Source organism: Slackia sp. (assembly GCF_977041755.1).
Map to the genome: position 1 here is coordinate 1 of NZ_CDRRGL010000022.1, position 19856 is coordinate 19856.

General features: G+C 58.8%; 15 protein-coding genes. 12 read left to right on the top strand and 3 right to left on the bottom strand.

Annotated elements, in window-relative coordinates; translation table 11 throughout:
• Nucleotides 1–772, top strand: a 772-nt coding sequence (gene ilvC, locus ACWI8T_RS03225) for a ketol-acid reductoisomerase (RefSeq protein WP_449137915.1), incomplete at its 5' end; no start/stop codon positions are given.
• A 151-nt stretch (nt 773–923) separates the two neighbouring features.
• On the opposite strand, the gene ACWI8T_RS03230 is transcribed toward ilvC, so the two are convergent.
• Both ACWI8T_RS03230 and ACWI8T_RS03235 read right to left on the bottom strand, forming a co-directional pair.
• Nucleotides 924–1286, bottom strand: coding sequence for a phage holin family protein (locus ACWI8T_RS03230; protein ID WP_294376864.1), 363 nt, complete (start codon nt 1284–1286; stop codon nt 924–926).
• 21 nt (nt 1287–1307) lie between these two features.
• Nucleotides 1308–3785, bottom strand: coding sequence for an HNH endonuclease (locus ACWI8T_RS03235; protein ID WP_449137916.1), 2478 nt, complete (start codon nt 3783–3785; stop codon nt 1308–1310).
• A 161-nt stretch (nt 3786–3946) separates the two neighbouring features.
• Between ACWI8T_RS03235 and rlmD the strand changes: the two genes are divergently transcribed.
• The 4 genes from rlmD (at nt 3947) to ACWI8T_RS03255 (ending at nt 9552) form a co-directional block, all read left to right on the top strand.
• On the top strand, nt 3947–5548 hold the full coding sequence (rlmD, locus tag ACWI8T_RS03240; RefSeq protein WP_449137917.1) for a 23S rRNA (uracil(1939)-C(5))-methyltransferase RlmD: 1602 nt from the start codon (nt 3947–3949) through the stop codon (nt 5546–5548).
• Between the two features lie 170 nt (nt 5549–5718).
• Complete coding sequence (locus tag ACWI8T_RS03245; protein ID WP_449137918.1) at nt 5719–6351, top strand: Maf family protein; 633 nt, start codon at nt 5719–5721, stop codon at nt 6349–6351.
• A 69-nt stretch (nt 6352–6420) separates the two neighbouring features.
• Nucleotides 6421–7503: a tRNA lysidine(34) synthetase TilS gene (tilS, locus tag ACWI8T_RS03250; protein WP_449137919.1), complete on the top strand. Its 1083-nt coding sequence runs from the start codon at nt 6421–6423 to the stop codon at nt 7501–7503.
• Nucleotides 7504–8478: 975 nt separating this feature from the next.
• Nucleotides 8479–9552, top strand: coding sequence for an MBL fold metallo-hydrolase (locus ACWI8T_RS03255; protein ID WP_449137920.1), 1074 nt, complete (start codon nt 8479–8481; stop codon nt 9550–9552).
• A gap of 147 nt (nt 9553–9699) precedes the next feature.
• Here the strand turns inward: ACWI8T_RS03255 and ACWI8T_RS03260 are convergent, their stop codons facing one another.
• Complete coding sequence (locus tag ACWI8T_RS03260) at nt 9700–11124, bottom strand: sodium-dependent transporter (protein ID WP_449137921.1); 1425 nt, start codon at nt 11122–11124, stop codon at nt 9700–9702.
• Nucleotides 11125–11391: 267 nt separating this feature from the next.
• On the opposite strand from ACWI8T_RS03260, the gene ACWI8T_RS03265 reads away from it, so the two are divergent.
• The 7 genes from ACWI8T_RS03265 to ACWI8T_RS03295 all read left to right on the top strand — a co-directional run.
• Nucleotides 11392–11664 (top strand): ACT domain-containing protein, encoded by a 273-nt coding sequence (locus ACWI8T_RS03265; protein ID WP_114615240.1) that lies wholly within the window; start codon nt 11392–11394, stop codon nt 11662–11664.
• A 162-nt stretch (nt 11665–11826) separates the two neighbouring features.
• Nucleotides 11827–13191 (top strand): DUF711 family protein, encoded by a 1365-nt coding sequence (locus ACWI8T_RS03270; protein WP_449137922.1) that lies wholly within the window; start codon nt 11827–11829, stop codon nt 13189–13191.
• 225 nt (nt 13192–13416) lie between these two features.
• Nucleotides 13417–14883, top strand: coding sequence for an alanine/glycine:cation symporter family protein (locus tag ACWI8T_RS03275; RefSeq protein WP_449137925.1), 1467 nt, complete (start codon nt 13417–13419; stop codon nt 14881–14883).
• 204 nt (nt 14884–15087) lie between these two features.
• A complete protein-coding gene (locus ACWI8T_RS03280; protein ID WP_449137923.1) occupies nt 15088–15663 on the top strand; it encodes a biotin transporter BioY in 576 nt (191 codons plus the stop codon).
• Nucleotides 15664–15915: 252 nt separating this feature from the next.
• Complete coding sequence (gene tsaD, locus ACWI8T_RS03285) at nt 15916–18492, top strand: tRNA (adenosine(37)-N6)-threonylcarbamoyltransferase complex transferase subunit TsaD (RefSeq protein ID WP_449137926.1); 2577 nt, start codon at nt 15916–15918, stop codon at nt 18490–18492.
• Between the two features lie 34 nt (nt 18493–18526).
• Nucleotides 18527–19195: a trimeric intracellular cation channel family protein gene (locus tag ACWI8T_RS03290; RefSeq protein ID WP_281668457.1), complete on the top strand. Its 669-nt coding sequence runs from the start codon at nt 18527–18529 to the stop codon at nt 19193–19195.
• A gap of 304 nt (nt 19196–19499) precedes the next feature.
• A partial coding sequence (locus ACWI8T_RS03295) for a CNNM domain-containing protein (protein WP_449137924.1) occupies nt 19500–19856 on the top strand: 357 nt, incomplete at its 3' end.

The window sequence follows — 19856 nt, forward strand, 5'->3', positions numbered from 1 at the left end:
CATGATTCTTATTCCCGATGAGCTGCAGCCTGAGGTTTACGAGCAGCACATCGCTCCGCACCTGCATGCTGGCGACACGCTCGCTTTCGCTCATGGTTTCAACATCCACTATGGCTACATCAAGGCTCCCGAGGACGTCAACGTCATCATGTGCGCTCCTAAGGGCCCGGGTCACATCGTGCGCCGTCAGTTCACCGAGGGCTCTGGCGTGCCCGACTTGGCTTGCGTCGCTCAGGACGCTACCGGCGATGCGTGGGATATCGCCATGTCCTACTGCTGGGGCGTCGGCGGTGCTCGTTCCGGCATCATCAAGGCGACCTTCGCGCAGGAGACCGAGGAAGATCTCTTCGGTGAGCAGGCTGTTCTTTGCGGCGGCCTCGTTGAACTCGTGAAGGCTGGCTTTGAGACCCTGACCGAGGCTGGCTATCCGCCCGAGCTCGCGTACTTCGAGTGCTATCACGAGATGAAGATGATCGTCGACCTCATGTACGAGTCCGGCATCCACTTCATGAACTACTCCATCTCCAACACGGCCGAGTACGGCGAGTACTATGCCGGCCCGAAGGTCATCAACGAGCAGTCTCGCGAGGCTATGAAGGAAATCCTCACTCGCATCCAGAACGGCGAGTTCGCCAAGGAATTCGTTGCCGACTGCAAGAACGGTCACAAGTGGCTCTTCGAACAGCGTGAGGCCATCAACAATCACGAGATCGAGAAGACGGGCGCGAAGATTCGCGACATGTTCTCCTGGGTCAAGAGCGACGAAGAGTAAGAACGACGCGCATTAAAAAAGGAGCCGAAAGGCTCCTTTTTTTGTTTGAGGTGACGCCTCTTGTTGGGTTGGCGTTTTGATGCGCTGGCGTTGCGCAGGGGCGTGCTTTGTCGAGCTTGCGGCGCTTTGGGGAATTGCCGCGCTTTCCGTTCTATTCGATGATGGAGCTCAAGATCGAGCTTGCGATGCTAATCACAATGCTCGCGATGAATGCGCTGCCGAATGACGCGATATAGAAATCAACGCCGAACAGCCCGCCCGAAATGCCCGATGCCAAGTATAGCATTGCCGTATTCACGACCAGGTAAAACAGGCCGAACGTGAGCACCGTGATAGGCAGGCTCAACGCTTGGAGAATGGGCTTCACGGCCATATTGAGCAGGGCAAGCACAATTGCGAACGCCACGACGTCGATGACGGAATTGCCTGCCGTGGCAAACCCAATGCCAGGAACGAGCCAAACGGTAAACGCAACGGCAAGGGCGGTAATGAGCCAACGAACGATGAACTTCATGATGGTGCCTTTCTGCGAGTCTTACTGGGTTGCTTTTGCTTTGGCGTCTCCTTCGGCTTCCGCGTTTCGGTTTTGCTTTTCAGACCCCTTGTTTTCGGCGGGTTCTTTCTTGCGGCGCCTCCTTCGACGGCGCTTGCCCTCGGAAGCCCTGCCTTCCGTTGCTGCGTTTTCTTCGGGTTTGGCCTGAGGCGCCTCAGCCAGCTCGGCCGCTTCCTTCGGTTTCTTTGAGTTGATGATATCAAGGCTTTGCTTCAATGGGCTATTTGGAAGCGATTTGTAAACCGGCTTGGCCGCTTCTTCGCGCAGCAATTCTTCGGTGCACGCGGCAATGATTTCGTCGTCGCGAATGAGCTTGCGCACAGAAGTCCTCATGAGCTTTTGGAAATTGCCGAGCAGCGAATGCGTCGTTTGCGGCAACTCCGGTTGGCCGTGTTTTGCGCGGGTCTGCGCATCTTGCGCGATAAGGCGAATGCAGACAAGGCACGCGTCGAAAGCGCACACTTCGTCGGGACAGGTGAGGAAGGGCTTGAATGCCTTGTACACCGGTTTCGCGGCGGAAGCGAACTGCTTGCTGCTGGCATCGTCTTTGCGAGAAAGCTTGCGCGCCGCTTTCAGGTAAGCCTTGGTCTCGCGCGCAAGTGCTTCGCGCGCGGCGATCCAATCGATCTCTGCCGTATCGCGCTTCGGATCTGCTAAATGCTCGCAGCGTTTAGCAGATTTCTGGTCGGCCTGACTCGAAGAAGAGGATTGCTTCGAAGAAGAGGCCCGTCTTGAAGAAACGGCTTGTTCTGAAGGGTTGGTCTGATCAGAAGGAATGGGTTGTTTCGAAGAGTCGACCTGCTCTGAAGGAATGAGTCGTTTTGAAGCGGCGGCCTCCCTTGGAGAATTGGCTCCCTTTGAAGGGTCGGTCTCTTTTGAATGGGATGCCTTCTCCGAAGGAGATGCCTGTTTTTCAGGGACAACCTCATCGGAAGAGGCGCGCAACTCTGAAGAAACTCCCTTGTCAGATGGCATATTCTGACAAGGAGACATATTCTGGCAAGAAGGTTCAATCCGATCGGAAGCCTCCGCTTCCGCCAATGCTTCGACGATGGAGGCTTCATCGATGTCGGGTTCGCCTTCTGCGGTGATGACGACTTCTTTGATAGCAGTTTCGCTTTCTGCGGCGGCGCCTTCTTCAATCGCGATTTCGCCCACTGTCGCGATGGGGGCGTCCTGGAGGTATTCGCTCGCGCACTCGGCTTCTATGCTTGCCTCGTCGAGAATATCGCTTTCGACCTGCGATTCTTCGCGTGCAATCTGCTTTTGAGCCTCGCGCCGGGCTGCTTTTCCCTCGGCTCGACGGGCTTCGGCGCGCTTTTTGCTTGCGCGTCGCTTGGCCGCTTTGGTCGGGCCTTCTCCGTTAATCGTCTCTTGCACACGGGCGCCCGAACGTACGCACGCGGCGTCGATTTTTTCAGCTACTTCGGCCATGCCCTCTTCGGCAGCCATTTGAAGGCTCGATTTCTCTTCGGCCTTATGGTTGCCACGTGCGGGAATCGCCGCCAGCTCGGCCGCTTCTGCCGCCGCTTTTTCTTCGGCGGCGCGTTTCTCGGCCTCGCGCTGGGCTTCTTCCGCGCGCTTTATGGCGAGGATTTCAGGCGCTTCGGGCGTGGCGAATACGCCCGTTTCGTCAAGTACGGGCAGAGGATTGCAGGTAAACGCGCCAGCAGGCGCTTCAACGGGGGTTATTTCCGCGCGGTTCGGTTTTTGCGATTCGCCGCCCGAAATCTCCGGGGCGTCGAGCGCCTCGCTACTATTCGCATTGTCGTCAGTAATCGCGTTTTTGGCCGCCTTGGGCGTCTCGAGCGCGCGTTTGAGCGCCTTCTTCTTTACACGGCGCAGCTTCATTGTACCCATGGGCTTCACTTCTGCGAGAAGCCCGGCGTCGCGTACGGCATCGTCGAGCGGCGCAGTTAAGCCGCAGGGTCCCATGTTGTGGATGCGCGTGTGCTCGTCGTGCGTGAGCACCATGAGGTTTACCAGGCGATCGTCGGTGCGGTATCCATTAACGTGATGAACTTCATGCTCGGCATCGCCTTTTTTGAAATCGAGGAACGCCATGGCCACGAGCACCGAACGGTACACGCGCTTCTTGTGAGCCATGCCGCCGCGGCGGCCGCGTCGCGAAGGGTGCTGCTCTTCGGGCTTGTAAGCGATTTGGTAGCGCCCGTTCGCGAGCATCATGCGCGGCTCGGACCCGTCGATGAGGCGCACGTTGCCTCGATCCGACACGAGGAACGGCGTGAGGCCGCAGTATACCTGGCGCCACTGCTCGGGCATCGACCCTTCGAGGTAGGCGACGGCGTCGCGGGCCGTTTTCATGCGTCCGCTTCCGTTTGCGCGCCATCCGCAGGCGTGCAGCGAGATGCGGTCGGAGTTGCGAAGATATTCGGTTGGTCGGAATCCTTGGCGATAGAGCCATAAGAATTCGCGAAGGTCTTTGAAAAATGATGACATAGGTGGCCTTTCTTGGTGGCCTTTGAACGCCGTCACGCGGCGTGGTTTTCCAGCCGCCAATTATACGCGAGTTGCGCGTGCGGCGAAAATGCCTGTGTACGGGGCGTGTTGCCGCGAGCGAACGGTGCCGCGCGCGGGTGTCGCATAGTAGAATGGCAGGCATGAAAAGCGGAAATCACAAAAACTCATCTACGGCGCGCGGTGCTGCTGCTCAGCGTCGCAAGCCGAGTGCTCGACCGGGAAAGGTCGACGAGCGTCGCGTGTCGAAAGGCCGCGGCGCGAAGGGCGATGCGGCCGCGAAAAACGAATTGGCGACCTTCGATGGCACGAAGCTGAATCACAAGGGCGGAAATCGCTCGATGGACGCCCGTTCCGGCAAAAACAATCTGGATAGGCCAGGCAAGCCGAGCGATGCGAACAGGTCAAACAAACCGAGCAAACTGGGCAAGCCAAGCAAGCCGAACAAATCGGGAAAGGCATCCAAATCGGGCAAACCGATCAAGTTCGCCAAGGCTGCGCCGGCCCGCCGTAACGGCGAGCTTCGCGCGGGCTGCGCTCGAGGAAACGCTGCGCCAGGGGCGTTTTTCTGCCCTATTGACAGCAAATGCGGCGGTTGCGAGTGGCTTGCTGTGCCTTATGCCGAACAGCTGAAACGCAAGCAGCACGAAGTCGAGGGCCTTTTCGACGGTTTGCTCGACCCCGAAACGGCGGTGCGGGCTATCCTGGGCATGGACGACCCGCGTTACTATCGCAACAAGGTCGTGTCGCCCTATGTTGGCATATGGGACAAAAAAGCACGTCAAATGCGTGTTTTGTGCGGAATGTACGAACGCGGAACGCATCGCGTGATCGATTCTGACGAATGTCTGCTCGAAAATCGCGAAGCCAAGCGCATTATTCTTACGATTCGCGACCTCATGCGCCGTTTCCGCATTGAGCCTTACGACGAAGACACCGATGAGGGTTTCCTTCGCCATGTACAGGTGCGCATCGGGCATACGTCGGGCGAAATCATGGTCACGGTGGTCACGCGTGAAGATCAATTCCCTGGCGCGAAGGGCTTCGTGCGCGCTCTGCGCGAGAAGCACCCGTCCATCACGACGGTCGTGCAGAACGTGAACACGCGTCAGACGAATGTGATCCTGGGCGATAAGGAACGCACGCTGTTTGGCCCGGGCTTCATTCTCGATGAGCTGTGCGGGCTGAGCTTCCGCATTTCCTCAAAATCGTTTTACCAGGTCAACTCAACGCAAACGGAAGTGCTGTATCGTCGTGCGATCGAGATGGCGAAGCTTACGGGCGTCGAGGTGCTTATGGACGCGTACTGCGGCACGGGCACGATTGGGCTTGTGGCCGCGCGCGGTGTCGATGGCAATCCGGGCGCTGCACGCGTGATTGGCGTTGAGGAGCGCCTCGATGCCGTGGCCGACGCCCGCAACAATGCGCGCCACAATGGCATCAAACGTGCCGAATTCGTTGCGGCCGACGCGGGCGAATACATGCACCGCATGGCCGACGAGGGGGCGCCGCTCGACGTGCTCATGATGGATCCGCCTCGTGCGGGTTCCACGCCGGAATTCCTCAAGGCTGCGTGCGAGCTTGCGCCCAAGCGCATCGTCTACATTTCGTGCAACCCGCAAACGCAGGCGCGCGACGCGGCGTTTCTTGCCGAGCGCGGTTGGCGCATCGTGGAAATGCAGCCGGTGGACATGTTTCCGCACACGAGCCACGCCGAGAATATTATTTTGCTCGAACGGCGATAGGTATATATAGGTAAGACAAGATTGGTGCGGCGATTCGCGGGCGGTGCGCTTCAGGAATGAGCCCAGGTGCATCGCGGCGTACGGATTCACCGAAGGGTGGCACGTCGCGCTTCGTTGCCGCGTGACATTGACATAGTCTTCGTTCGAAAGAACGCTGGAAAGGAAAGTTCATGCCCCAGAAAGTTGAAATCATTCTTGCAAGCGGGAGCCCCCGCCGTCGTGAGCTGCTTGAGCGTGAGGGCGTCTCGTTCACGGTGCTGAGCGCCGATGTGGACGAATCTCTCGAACCCGATTTGCTGCGCCAGCCCGAGGAAGCCGCCAAGAAGCTCGCCGAGCGCAAGGCGGGCGCCATTGTGCAGCAGGTGCTTGGCGATCCCGAATACGTGGGTGCCGCGGCGATCATCGGCGCCGACACCGTAGTTGCGGCAAACGGGAAAATCTACGGCAAGCCCGTCGACGAAGACGACGCGTGCCGCATTCTGGGCGAGCTTTCCGGCCGTCCCCATCAGGTTATTACGGGCGTTTCGGTGTGGCTTGTGAGCGCGCCGCCCAATAAAGAGGTTTCGCTGGGCTTCCGCACGTTCACCGAAACGAGCCGCGTGACGTTCAAGGAACTCACCGACGAAGTTATCGCCGAATACGTTGCCGGCGGCGAGCCCATGGACAAGGCTGGCGCTTACGGCATTCAGGGTGACGGCCGCGCTCTGGTCGAGAGCATCGATGGCGATTTCGACAATATCGTCGGCCTGCCAGTAAAACGCCTGCTGGATGAATTCTCCGAGATTTTTGAAGCTGCGCAGTAACGAACGTTTTTCGAAAATGGGCGCCTGGCCGATTCGTCGGCTGGGCGCTTTTGGATGATAGGGGCCGCCATGGCGCACAAAACCGTATATGATCACGCGCTTGCCACGGTGCGCGCACACGAGATGGCGGGAGCCGACGCTTTCGCGGTGGCCATGGTGAGCGGCGGCTCCGATAGCTGCGCGCTGGCATATGTGGTGGCCGATATGGTGGTCGCCGGCGAGCTGGGCGCGGCGGTTATGCTGCATGTGAACCACAAGTTGCGCGGCGAGGCGTCCGAAGGCGACGCCCGATTTGTGGCCAAGCTGGCTGAAACGCTCGGCCTGCCGTTGTTCATGTGCGAAATCGACGTGTCGGCGCTCGTGCGACAAGGTGGCAATATGGAGGCCATCGCGCGCGACGAGCGGTATAAAGCCGCGCGTCAGGCGATTGAAAGCACCTGTTCCCACCTGGGCTTTTCTGAAGAATCGGCGCGCGTGTACACTGCGCATACCGCAGACGACCGCGTGGAGAACTTCTATATGCGCTCGATTGTGGGCACGGGCCCGGGCGGGTTCCGTTCCATGAATTACTGCGTGAACATCGGTGGCATGCGCGTGTGCCACCCGTTGCTCGAGCTGGGGCGCGACGACCTGCGCGCGTTCATCGCGGACCGCCCGTGCGCCGTGCGAGACGAATCGGGCGAGTTGTGGCGCGAAGATGCCACCAATGCCGATACCGACCACTTCCGCGCGTTCGTGCGCCACGAAATCGTGCCTCGCGCCAAAGGGCGCAACCCACGCTTGCTTGAAACGCTCACGCGCACGATGAACCTTATCGCCGAAGAAGACGACATGCTCAGCAGTCAGGCGCGCGAGCTGCTTCTTTCCAAGGTGCGGCCGTTGGGCCAGCTCCCGAGCGAGGGCTTCTTGGTTTTGCCCGACATGGCGCAAGTCGAGCGCCCGCTTGCTCGTCGCGTAATCGACCGAGTGCTTTCGCTCGCGCTCGGCCGCGATGCGCGCATCGAAACGGCTTCAATCGAAACCTGTCTCGACGGCTTGGGCAAATCGGGCTTCGTGTCGAACATCCAGGGGAATTTGGCGGTGAGCTACAACAAGGATGGCCTGCGAATTGAGCCCATGGACGCCTTTCGCGCCCGCAGGAAAAAGCTTTAGGTTGAGCAATTCGATGGGCGCAGGCGGCCGACCCGAAATGCAAAACGGCGCCAAGAATGCAAAACGGGGCCAAGGGATGTTGATGCGACTTGAACGGGAAATCCCGCGCCACGAAAATGCCGCATCCTCATCCTTTGGCCCCGTTCAAACAACGGAGCTCTGAACTAGAGGAGCGAAATAATTGCGGGAGCCTCGCACATGGCGAAGAAGCACAGGGCGAAAGCGACGGTTGCGGCCAGATAGGTGTAGGCGGTCTTGTTGGATCCCATGGTTGTTTCCTTTCTTGGAATGACGAGTGATCGAGCTGAGTGCGACGCGCCGGGCGCAAAACGCCACGCGCGCCTGACCCGGGCAATAAAAAAGCAGCGCACGGCGTTTCGAGAACGGAGCGTGCGCTGCCTGAAGAAGTGCATATGGGGCACAAGAGGGCTAGGGCATGCTCCTGAATCGTCGTCGCGTCTGTCGGATAACGATGGTCATGCGCTCAAGCCTCCTTCAATTTCGATCGAGTGTACATGCGGCATAGTGCCGTTGCTATCGTGCTTTATCGTGCGATAGCGTGGCGAATATATTGCATGTTCTCGACATTGCATGCAAGAACTTTTTTAAAAAACTCGAGTTATGAATTTCTGCGCACAACTTGCAGTCGAAAGGCTTCCAAGCTCATGCAAGACGCAATTTTCCGCCATTGCGGCAAGACGTCTCGCATGAAAATGCACGAAGTGCGTACCTTGTATCGAGACCAATGGAATGAACCCAACCTGCTGAATTTGTGAACTGGTGTTTTGAAGTTCGTAAGGTCTGTCTTCTAGGGAAAAATCCTAGAGGGTACGCACTTCGTGCGTTTTCATGCGAAACACCGCTCGTCACTATTTATTGTGCGCTTTTTGCTCATGCGTTTCGAGTTCGAATTGTTTGCGTAAGATGGACGAACTGGGCGCGGTTCGGGCCGCGCATGATAACGGAGGGGGCTGCATGAACGAAGGCGTTGCCGAGGCGAGCGAACGCATGCTGAAGGGTGCGGGCGCGTTTGCCCACGAAACCCCCTATGCGGTAGGCAAGCATTATCGCCAAATCAATTCGAGCCCCGATGTGTATCTCGTGCGCGTGCCGTTTTTGAATATCTCCACGTCAGAGACGAATTGCTACCTTATTTGCGACGGCGGCGAATGCTTGGCCGTCGATACGGGAGCGCCGACGCCCGAAGGCGCCGCTCTGCTCGATGCGGCCATCGACGAGCTCGGCATCGACAAGTCGCGCATGTCGTTTTTCTTGACGCATTTGCATATGGACCATGCCGGCCTCATCGATCATGCGGCTCCCAAGGAAGCCCCCATTGCCCTGAGCCTCACCGACTTCAATCTCATGGCCGCTTCAAGCGATGCCGAATACCTGCGCATCACTGAATCCCAGGTAAGCGCCGAGGGGTTCGATTGCGACCTTGTGCATAAATCGGCTCGTTACGGCATGGGCATTCCCAGCTTCAAGCCCGAGGGGCGTAACTTGAAATTCGTTGCCGAAGGCGACGTTATTGTGGTAGGGCAAACGAAGCTCGAGGTCGTCGATACCGCGGGCCACACGCCAGGCCACCTCTCGCTTTTCCATCGCGAATCGGGTCTGTTGTTTTCCGGCGACCACATTTTGTTTGCCATCTCGCCCGGCTTGGGCCTGCGCTTGGGAATCGTCGATACCATGGGTATTTATTTGGCGAACTTGCAAAAGGTGTGTGACCTGGGTATATCTCGATTGCTGCATTCCCATGGCGAAATACGTCCCGATTGGCGCGAGCGCGTGGTGTGGCTCAAAAACCACCATTGCGAACGCATTGAACAGGCGGCGGCGTATATTGCCGAGCACCCTGGCACAACGGGCGCCGACGTGGTGAAAAACCTTACGTGGAATGTGCCGCAGGCTTGGGAAGATATTTACCCGGCCCAAAAGTGGTGCATCGTCGAAGGCGGCATTATTATTCTGAACCATCTTATTGCCGAGCATCGCATCGTGCGCGAGCCCGACGCCGAGCGCATCAACCGCTATTCAGTGCTTTAAATCGTCAATGTGTCCAGCTTGGCGTCTGACAGACGCCCTGCAATCACGCCCGCCACCGCTCGCTTCCTTCGCTATGTGCCGCCCGGCTGCGTTTAACTCTCGAAAGAAGGCTTTGAGCGCGGCCGCGCTGGTGTCGCAGGTGCTCTTCTACAATCCGAACCAGATTTGGAACTTCGGGATATACCCCATGATGAAAATCACCACCATGAGCACGGGAATGCCGTAGGCGATCCATGCGTGCGCCCACTTCGGGAAGCGCGGACCGGCGCCGGTGTTTGCTTCGGTGAGGAAATTCTTCCAGCCCCAGCCGTAGCGGCTCGTGCAGAATAGCACATACACCAGGCCGCCCAGCGGAAGCACGTTATTCGAGACAATGAAATCTTCCAGGCTCTGAATGTCGCCGATGCCGGGGAATTGCACTCCCTGCCACACGTTGAAGCCCAGAATGCACGGCACCGAAAGCACGATGATGAGCACGGCGTTGATCGCCACGGCCGAGCGGCGCGAGACGCCCCATTGGTCCATGCAGAACGCCACGATGTTTTCGAACACACCAATGACGGTGGAAAGCGCGGCGAAGCTCATGAAAATAAAGAACAGCGTGCCCCACAGCTGGCCGCCCCACATTTGGTCGAATACGCTCGGCAGCGTGACGAATACCAGGTTGGGGCCCGAATCGGGCGAAACGCCATAGGCGAAGCAGGCGGGGAAAATAATCAAGCCCGCGAGCAGCGAGATGAGCGTGGAAAGGCCGGCGACGCTTGCCGCTTCACCCGTCAGGCGACGGTCGCGGCCGATGTAGCTGCCGAAAATCGCCATGCCTGAAGCGCCGATGGAAAGCGTGAAGAACGCCTGGCCCATGGCGGCGTATACCGCATCGCCGAAGCCGTTTTCGATCATCTTCCCGAAATCGGGCATGAGGTAGAACTCAAGACCAGCCTGCGCGCCGGGCAGCAGAACCGAATTGATGGCCAGAATCACGATAGCCACGAACAGGCACGCCATCATGACCTTCGTCACGCGTTCAACGCCGTTTTGCAGGCCCAGGCCAACGATGAAAAAGCCGATGCCGCAAATAATGACCATCCAGAACAGCATTTGAAACGGGTCGGCGAGTAGCGCGGAAAACGCCTGCTCGGCAGCGCCCGATGCGCTTGCGGAAGCGGATGCGCCGAGTTCTGTGAGCTGGCCGGTCGCCATTTTGAACGCATAGGCGATCATCCAGCCGGCGACGGTGGTGTAGAACATCATCAGAATGTAGTTGCCCGCGAATGCGAACCATTTGTACCAATGCCATTTGGTGCCCTCGGGTTCCAAAATGTTGTAGCTTCGCGCGCAGCTTTTCTGGCTCGCGCGGCCCACGGCATATTCCATAACCAAGATAGGCAGGCCGAGAATTACCAGAAACACCAGGTAGAGCAGCACGAACGCCGCGCCGCCATATTCGCCGCATACATATGGGAAGCGCCATACGTTGCCAAGGCCAATGGCACATCCGGCCGAAATAAGAATGAAGCCGATGCGCGAGCCGAATTTCTCGCGGCCTTCGGTGGTTTTGGGCGTGGTGCTCATGCGTGCGCTCCTGTCGGAATCGAAAATGAAAACGATGGCCATGCGAACGCCGCCATCGGGAATGTGCAAACCCGAGCATTATACGCAGCAAAACGAGCTCATGCAAAAAAGCGTTCGCGCTGCTCGAGCGCCCAGCTACCGAAGGCCGCGGCGCTCTGCTCGCGCAACTCGTGCATTCTGCGTGGTTGGGCGATAAACTGCACGTGAGCGGAGAACCGCTATACTACACTACGCTAAAGTGCTTAAGATCCTTTGGAAAGGTATGCCATGAACAAAGCCATCATCACCGTGGTCGGCCAAGACACCGTGGGCATCATTGCCCGTGTGTGCACGTATCTCTCGGACCACAAGGTGAACGTGCTCGACATCTCGCAGACCATCATCGACGGCTTCTTCAACATGATGATGATCGTCGACTATTCGGCCGCCGATGAAAGCTTCGGCGCGATGGCTGTTGAGCTGGAAAGCCTGGGCGAGGAAATCGGCGTGCGCGTGCGTGCCCAGCGTGAGGAAATTTTCACCGCCATGCATCGAATCTAACCTGGCGACCGTTTTCGTCGGCAAGAAGGCTCGGGCTTCGGCAAAGGCAGCGCCAGCGTTTCGCGCGCCCGCGCTGCGAGGCTTCGCGGAAGTTCGGGCATTTTCGATGAGGCGAAACCGCCTCGGCCCACCCCAAATTCATCATTTTGGAGACGTATACCTATGATTAATATCCAAGAGGTCCACGAGACCAATGAAATGATCGAGCAGGAAAAGCTCGACGTGCGCACCATTACCATGGGCATCAGCCTGCTCGACTGCGCATGCGATAACGTGGACGAGCTTTGCGACAGCATCTACGCCAAAATCACCACGCGCGCCCGCGACCTGGTTGCAACAGGCGAAGCCATCGAGCGTGAATTCGGCATTCCCATCGTCAACAAGCGCATCACCGTGACTCCCATCTCGCTCGTGGGCGCTTCGGCCTGCAAAACGTCGGAAGACTTCGTGAAAATCGCCCATACGCTCGATCGCGCGGGCAAAGAAGTGGGCGTTGACCTGCTGGGCGGCTATTCGGCGCTCGTGAATAAGGCTATGACCCCTGCCGAGGAGCTGCTCATTCGCTCCCTTCCGCAGGCTCTCGCCGAAACCGATATCGTGTGCTCGAGTGTGAACGTGGGCTCCACGAAAACCGGCATCGACATGAACGCCGTGGAGCTGTTGGGCCACATCATCAAAGACATTGCGCATGCCACCGCCGACAATGATTCGTACGGTTGCGTGAAATTCGTCGCATTCTGCAACGCTCCTGACGACAACCCGTTTATGGCAGGCGGTTTCCATGGTGTGACTGAAGGCGACGCGGTTATCAACGTGGGCGTTTCGGGCCCGGGCGTGGTGAGCCGTGCGCTCGATGAGGCCATCGGCCGCGATTTCGAATTCCTATGCGAAACCATTAAGCGCACCGCGTTCAAAATCACACGCGTGGGCCAGCTGGTGGCGCAGGAGGCGAGTCGCCGCTTGGGCGTGCCGTTTGGCATTATCGACCTGTCGCTCGCCCCCACGCCCGCCCAAGGCGACTCGGTGGGTGAGGTGCTCGAGAAAATCGGCTTGGCCCAGGTGGGCGCTCCGGGTACCACGGCGGCGCTTGCCATGCTGAACGACCAGGTGAAAAAGGGCGGCATCATGGCGTCGAGCTATGTGGGCGGCCTTTCGGGCGCGTTCATTCCCGTTTCGGAAGACAAGAACATGATCGATGCTGCGGCCAACGGATGCCTTACCATCGAGAAGCTTGAGGCCATGACCTGCGTGTGCTCGGTAGGCCTGGACATGATCGCCATTCCCGGCGACACCACCGCGGCTACCATTTCGGGCATTATCGCCGACGAGGCGGCTATCGGCATGGTGAACCAGAAAACCACCGCCGTGCGCGTGATCCCCGTCGAGGGCAAGGGCGTGGGCGACATGGCCGAGTTCGGCGGCCTTATGGGCTATGCACCCATCATCCCCGTGAACCAAACGAGCTGCGAGGCGTTCGTGACGCGCGGCGGCCGCATTCCTGCGCCTATCCACAGCTTCAAGAACTAAAGCGCTTTCGAATCGGGGAGCGCCTTCGACAACGAAGCTCATGAAGGGTCGAGCATGTGCTCGGCCCTTTTTCATGCTCTTCAACCCGCAAAACTGTAGGTATTTGAGCTCCTGAAACGTCTGGCAACGGAGTAAAATGTTTCAGTTATGTTTCATACCGAAGAAAGGCCCAACGTGGACATCAACGCATTCCTCATTGATGTCACAGGCGAAATCGACGGCTTCATGTATACCTACATCTTGCTGGCGCTGCTTGTGGCAACGGGCATTTGGTACACCATTCGTACCAAGGCCGTGCAAATTCGCTACATCAAAGACATGTTCACCCAGCTCACCGAGAAGAAGCATGTTGGCGGCAAGCATTCCATCTCGTCGTTCCAGGCGCTCATGGTGTCCACTGCGAGCCGCGTTGGCACGGGCAACATCGCCGGCGTTGCAACCGCAATCGCCACGGGCGGCCCGGGTGCTGTGTTCTGGATGTGGCTTATGGCGATTGTCGGCGCCGCGTCGGCATTCGTCGAATCGACTTTGGCGCAGATCTTCAAGGTTCGCGGCAAAGACGGCGAATTTCGCGGCGGCCCGGCTTATTACATCGAGCAGGGTCTGGGCAAGCGCTGGCTGGGCGTGGTGTTCGCCGTGCTGCTCATCCTGTGCTTCGCGTTCGGCTTCAACGGCCTGCAGTCGTTCAATGCTACGAGCTCGTTGACGTATTACACCGGCGACGGCGAAATGTCTACGAAGGCCGCCATTGCGAGTGGCATCGTGCTTGCGGCTATGACCGCCATCGTCATCTTTGGCGGCTCGAAGCGCATCAGCATCATCACCTCGGTCGTTGTTCCCGTTATGGCGCTTGTTTACATCGCGATTGCTGTGTGGACTACCGTGAGCAATATCGGCGAGCTCCCCGCGGTGTTCGGCCTTATGTTCGCGTCGGCGTTCGATTTCCAGTCGATTTTTGGCGGTTTTGCTGGCTCGGTTGTTATGCTGGGCATCAAGCGCGGCTTGTACTCCAACGAAGCCGGCATGGGTTCCGCTCCTAACGCCGCGGCTACTGCAAGCGTTTCGCACCCGGTTAAGCAGGGTCTGGTCCAGAGCCTTTCGGTCTACATCGACACGCTGCTCATTTGCACCTGCTCGGCCATGATGGTGCTCGTGTTCTACGTGCAAGACCCCGAGACGGCCGCCGCGCTCAACGGCATGCCGCTCGTGCAGATGGCCGTGAACAACTCGGTGGGCGAGTGGGGCATTCATGTGATCACCTTCGCCATTTTCGCGTTCGCGTTTTCGAGCCTTATCGGCAACTACTTCTACGCCGAAAGCAATCTACGCTTCATCAAGGATGACAGCCCCGTGCTGCTCACGGTTTTCCGCATCGTGTGCCTGGTCATCATCTACTTCGGCGCTGTGAACAGCTTCGATCTGGCATGGAACCTTGCCGATATCTTCATGGGCTTCATGGCTATCGTGAACCTTATCGCTATTTTGCTTTTGGGCAAATGGGCCATTAAGGCGCTTGACGACTACACCGAGCAGCGCAATGCCGGCAAAGACCCGGTCTTCGTCGCCGACAAAGTCGAAGGACTGCCGAAAACCCAGTGCTGGCATATTGGCGAGGCCGACCTGAAAGACGTCGGAGAGCAACCGGTGAAGGAATACTTCGCCGATGCGATGGAAGCCAAGCCGCTCGAGTAAATCTCGAAGACGTTTGCCATCTGGCGAACGGAGCAGCGTACGCGCTCGCAATTTCGCATGAAGCCGCCTGTTATGGGCGGCTTCTTTATTTGTTGGCGATTCGGGGTTCCGTTCGGCACTATCGCATGGTAAAGTGCTAAGGCATTTGTTAACGGACCGCGCACGGTGAATGCGTGGCTCTCGAACCTAGGGAAGGTTTCATTCATGCAGAAAAAGCAGACGCTCAAGCGATCGGAGTCGGTCGCGTTTTGCGGATTGGCGATTGCCCTTATCACGATTGGCGCATGGGTTACGGTGCCTTTGGGTCCTGTGCCGTTCACGTTGCAGACCATGGTGCTCGCGTTCGTGGTACTGCTGCTCCCCGCGCGCGAAGCGGTGGCAAGCGTTGCTGGCTATGTTGCCCTGGGCGCTCTTGGCGTGCCGGTGTTCTCGGGCATGGCGGGCGGCCTTGCGAAGGTCATGGGTCCCACGGGCGGCTTTATCATCGGCTTTGTGCTGGGCGCTGTTGCCGCGGCGCTTGTGCTCAAGGCATGGAAGGTTCCCTCGTCGAAGGCTCTCGGCTTGGTTCGCGAGTACGTCGCTGCATTCGCTTTCCTCGCGATTTCTTACGTGTGTGGCTGGGCGCAGCTTATGGCTGTTGCGGGAATGAGCCCCATGGCCGCTTTCCTTGCGGGCATCGCTCCGTTCATTCTGCTCGACGCCATTAAAATCGTGATTGGCGTGAGCCTGGCCCACGCGCTTCGCCAGGCTGTTCCGGCGCTTCGTCGCGCGAACGCTTAAGGGGTGCCCAGGAATTATCTTGGGAATCGTTTCGGGCGAGAATGGGAAAACTGGGCGGCGCTTTCCGAAAAAAAGGAGCCGCCGTTTTGATATGACGAAAGAATCGCTCGTGGGCGTGGCCTGCGGGCGATTCTTTGTATTGATGGGGATGAGCCGCCTCGCCGCCAGGGCGATGGTAGAATGCCAGTACGTTTTATGTATGGTATGAATTCGCGGCACCGAGCCGCCATGAAAGGTGCATGGACCTTGAGCATGCAAAACGAATCTGCCGCGCGCGGCGCGTGCATTTTAGCATTTGATACGGCGAATGAAGTCGTGGCCGTTGGTGTTGGGCGCGTTGAGGGCGCAAGCATCGAGCCACTCGCGTGCCGGGAAATTCCCGCGCATCGCGCGAGCAATACCATCCTTTTGAATGAAGTCGACGCAACGCTTGCCGAAGCGGACGCTTCCAAAAGCGATATCGTTGCGGTCGTGTGCGGGCGCGGCCCCGGCAGCTTCACTGGTGTGCGCATTTGTATGGCCACGGCCAAAGGTGCCGCTTCGGCGCTCGAAGTGCCGTTGTATGGCGTCTCGACGCTCGATGCCGTCGCGTGGCGCGCGTGGGCGGAAGGGGTGCGCGGCCGCGTGCTCGTTGCGGCCGATGCCATGCGCAAGGAAGTGTACCCCGCGCTGTTTGAAATTTCGGATTCCGAGATTTCCCGCCTTACGACCGATGCCGTAGTGAAGGCGGCAATTGCGTGCGAATGGGTCGCCGACCAGGAGGCGAAGCTTTCTGAACGAGCTGGTGATTTGACGATTCTCGGCGATGCCCTGGTGAAATACCGCGAAATATTCGAGCCTTTGGGCATCATCGCAGATGAGAACTTGTGGGCGGTGTCGGGTGCAGGTTTGCTGCTTGCGGCTCAGGCTGGCCTTGTTGTGGGCGATATCGATCTTTCGTCTGCCGCGTGGCATGGCGAATCGAATGCCGCCGCCGCTCGCGCGAACGCGGGCGCGGCTCCCGTGGTGTTGCGCCCGGGCGACCCCTCGGTGCTTCTGCCTGTGTACACGCGCCTTTCCGATGCTGAAGAAAACGAGCGCATTCGCCTGGCGAAAGAAGCTCCCGAAAAATCCGATGCGCTCTCGCCGCGCGATTTGTCGACCGGTGTGCAGCATGCCGATGTCGTGTCGGCCGCAATCGAGAACCGTGCCGCCGTGGTTGCGGAAATCGCCGAAGCCCCTGCGAGCATTGCGTACCGCCCGCTCGACGCCGCCCACGCTGCCAGCGTTGCCGCTATGGAGCGCGAATGCATGGGAAGCGATGCATGGTCCCCGTCCCTTGTTGCCGATGAACTGCCGCGTCGCGACCGCACGTGGTGGGCGGCCTACGATGGGCAAAAGCTCGTTGGCTATTGCGGTGGATGGATCGTCGCTGGCCAGGTACAAATTCTGAAAATCGCTACCGACCCTTCGTATCGCCGCCGCGGCATTGCTGCCGAGCTCATTGCGCTCGTTGCTTCCGACGCGCGGAATTTGGGCGCTACCGAAATGACGCTTGAAGTGCGCGAGTCGAATGTGGGCGCCCAGGCGTTCTATGAAAAGCTCGGCTTGGCGATTATCGGCGTGCGTCCCCATTATTATTCCGACCGCGAAAACGCCGTCATCATGACGGGCCCGCTGCCCGCGCCGGGCGCTTCTGCGCATGACGAGGCGGCGGCTCCCGTTGTTGCCGGCATGGAGCTCCAGGTGAGCGCCGTGTCGGGCGCGCCGCGCGAAGCGGCAGCGACCGCGGCTGAGCTCGATTCCTCGAAGCGCCCGCTTATCTTGGCGATCGAGAGCTCGTGCGACGAAACCGCGGCGAGCATCATCGACGGGCAAGGCGGCTTGCATTCCGACGTAGTTGCCAGCCAAATCGACTTCCACTCGCGCTTCGGCGGCGTGGTTCCCGAAATCGCGAGCCGCAAGCATATCGAGGCGATTTGCGGCGTGTGCGACGAGTGCCTGGCAACGGCTGCGGCCTCGCTGGGCGTTGAGAACGTGCGCTGGCGCGACCTCGATGCCGTTGCCGTGACGTATGCTCCCGGCCTGGTGGGCGCGCTCGTTGTGGGTCTTGCGTTCGCGAAGGGCGCGGCATGGGGTGCCGATAAGCCGCTTATCGCCGTAAATCACCTGGAGGGCCATCTGTATGCGAACCGCATTGCCGAACCTGGCATGCAGCCCCCTATGGTGGTATCGCTCGTAAGTGGCGGCCACACCATGCTCGTGCACGTGCGCGATTGGGGCGATTACGAAACCATGGGCTCCACCATCGACGATGCGGTGGGTGAGGCGTTCGACAAGGTGGCGAAGGCGCTTGGCTTGGGCTACCCCGGAGGCCCCATCATTTCCAAGCTCGCTGCGAAGGGCAACCCCAAGGCCATCGCGTTCCCGCGCGCGCTCATGCATTCGGGCGATTTGCGCTTCAGCCTCTCGGGTTTGAAAACCGCTGTGACCACGTATATTCAAAAGGAGCAGCAGGCTGGTCGTGAGCTGAACATGCCCGATATCGCCGCGAGTTTCGAGGCGGCGGTGGTCGATGTGCAGGTGGCGAAGGCGAAGGCCGCGCTCATCGAGACGGGCGCGAAGGAATTCTGCCTTGGCGGCGGCGTGGCGGCGAACCCCATGCTGCGCGGCGCTTACGAGAAGATGTGCAGAAAGCTCGGCGTTCGTCTGACCATGCCGCCGCTTTCGGCATGCGGCGACCAGGCGGCCATGATTGCTGAAGTTGCACGCGACAGATTTGCGCAAGGCAGGTTCGCCGATCTTTCACTCGATGTAAAAGCGCACGCTCCGCTCGACGAGCCGTACTAGGGCCGTTGGTCTTTTGACCTTCCGAGGGGCTATCGTGGATTTCATCACCCAACATATACTTACGCTTATCTCGACGAGCGGCGGCGTGGTTCCGGCATTCATCGACTATTTGTCGGTTATCGCCGGTGTGCTTACAGGCGCGCTCGTTGCATGCGATCGGAAGCTCGATATCATAGGCGTTACGGTGCTGGGGCTGGTCACGGGCTATGGCGGTGGCATGTTCCGCGACTTTTTGCTGCAAAGCCATGGCGTGTACTTTATGGCGCATCCGTATTTGCTGCTTGCTGCCATTGCTTTGTGCGTGGTGGTGTTCTTCTTTCGGCAGATTTTCGACCGCATCGATTACGGCGTGTTCGTGGCCGATGCGCTTTCGGTCGGCTTGTTTGCCGTGGCGGGTGCGAGCAAGGCCTTCTCTTGCGGCGCCGGCTTTGTGATGTCCATAGCGTTGGGCGTGCTCACGGCAGTTGGCGGCGGCGCGTTGCGCGACGTGGCGCTGGGCGAGGTGCCGGGTATTTTTAAAGCCAGCAACTTTTATGCGGTAGCTGCGCTGGCTGGTTCTTTTTTGTACGTGGTGCTTGTGGCATATGGCGCGCAGGATACGCTCGCGGCGGTTCTGTGCGTGGTTTGCGTGGTCATGCTGCGCTGCCTGAGCGTGCGCTTCAACTGGAAAACGGGCAGCGATAAGCTCATGCATCGCCATTAGGGCACGTGCGAGAGCCGCGATGCGCGGTGGCGGCTCCCCCTTTCTGGGCATTTGCCGCCAGGGGATTGGGCGTTTACGCGTGTTGCTCTCGGTGAATTCCTTCGTTTTCGTTCCGCTCCTTTGTTGCTGCGCATTTCTCGTGGGGTGCTGCTGTTTTTGTAACAGTTGGGCAAAGTCTCGTCCCCTCATAGCATAGGATGGCCACGTTTTCGTTATAGTTACGAATTGCAATAGTAAGAACCGCATATCTGCAAAGGTTGGGCCGTCTGCGAGACGGCCTTTTTGAAAGGGTGAATTTCCGCTCATGTCTATTGGCATAAGCCTTATCCTCGTCGTATTTTTCCTGGCAATGAACGCATTTTTCGTCATCGCCGAATTCGCGCTCGTGCGTGTGCGTAAGTCGCAGCTCGAGCTCGCCGTAGAGGAGGGCAAGCCGGGCGCCAAGGCGGCTATGGAAATTGCCCTGAATGTGAACAAGTATCTGTCCGCCTGCCAGCTGGGCATTACGCTTGCATCGCTTGCTTTGGGTTGGTTGGGTGAGCCGGCGTTTTCGGCTCTCATTCGACCGCTGTTCGTGTTGTTCGGCCTGCCCGAAGCTGTGATTTCCGTGGTGGCGGTGGCCATTGGCTACTTCATCATGACCACGCTGCATGTGGTGACG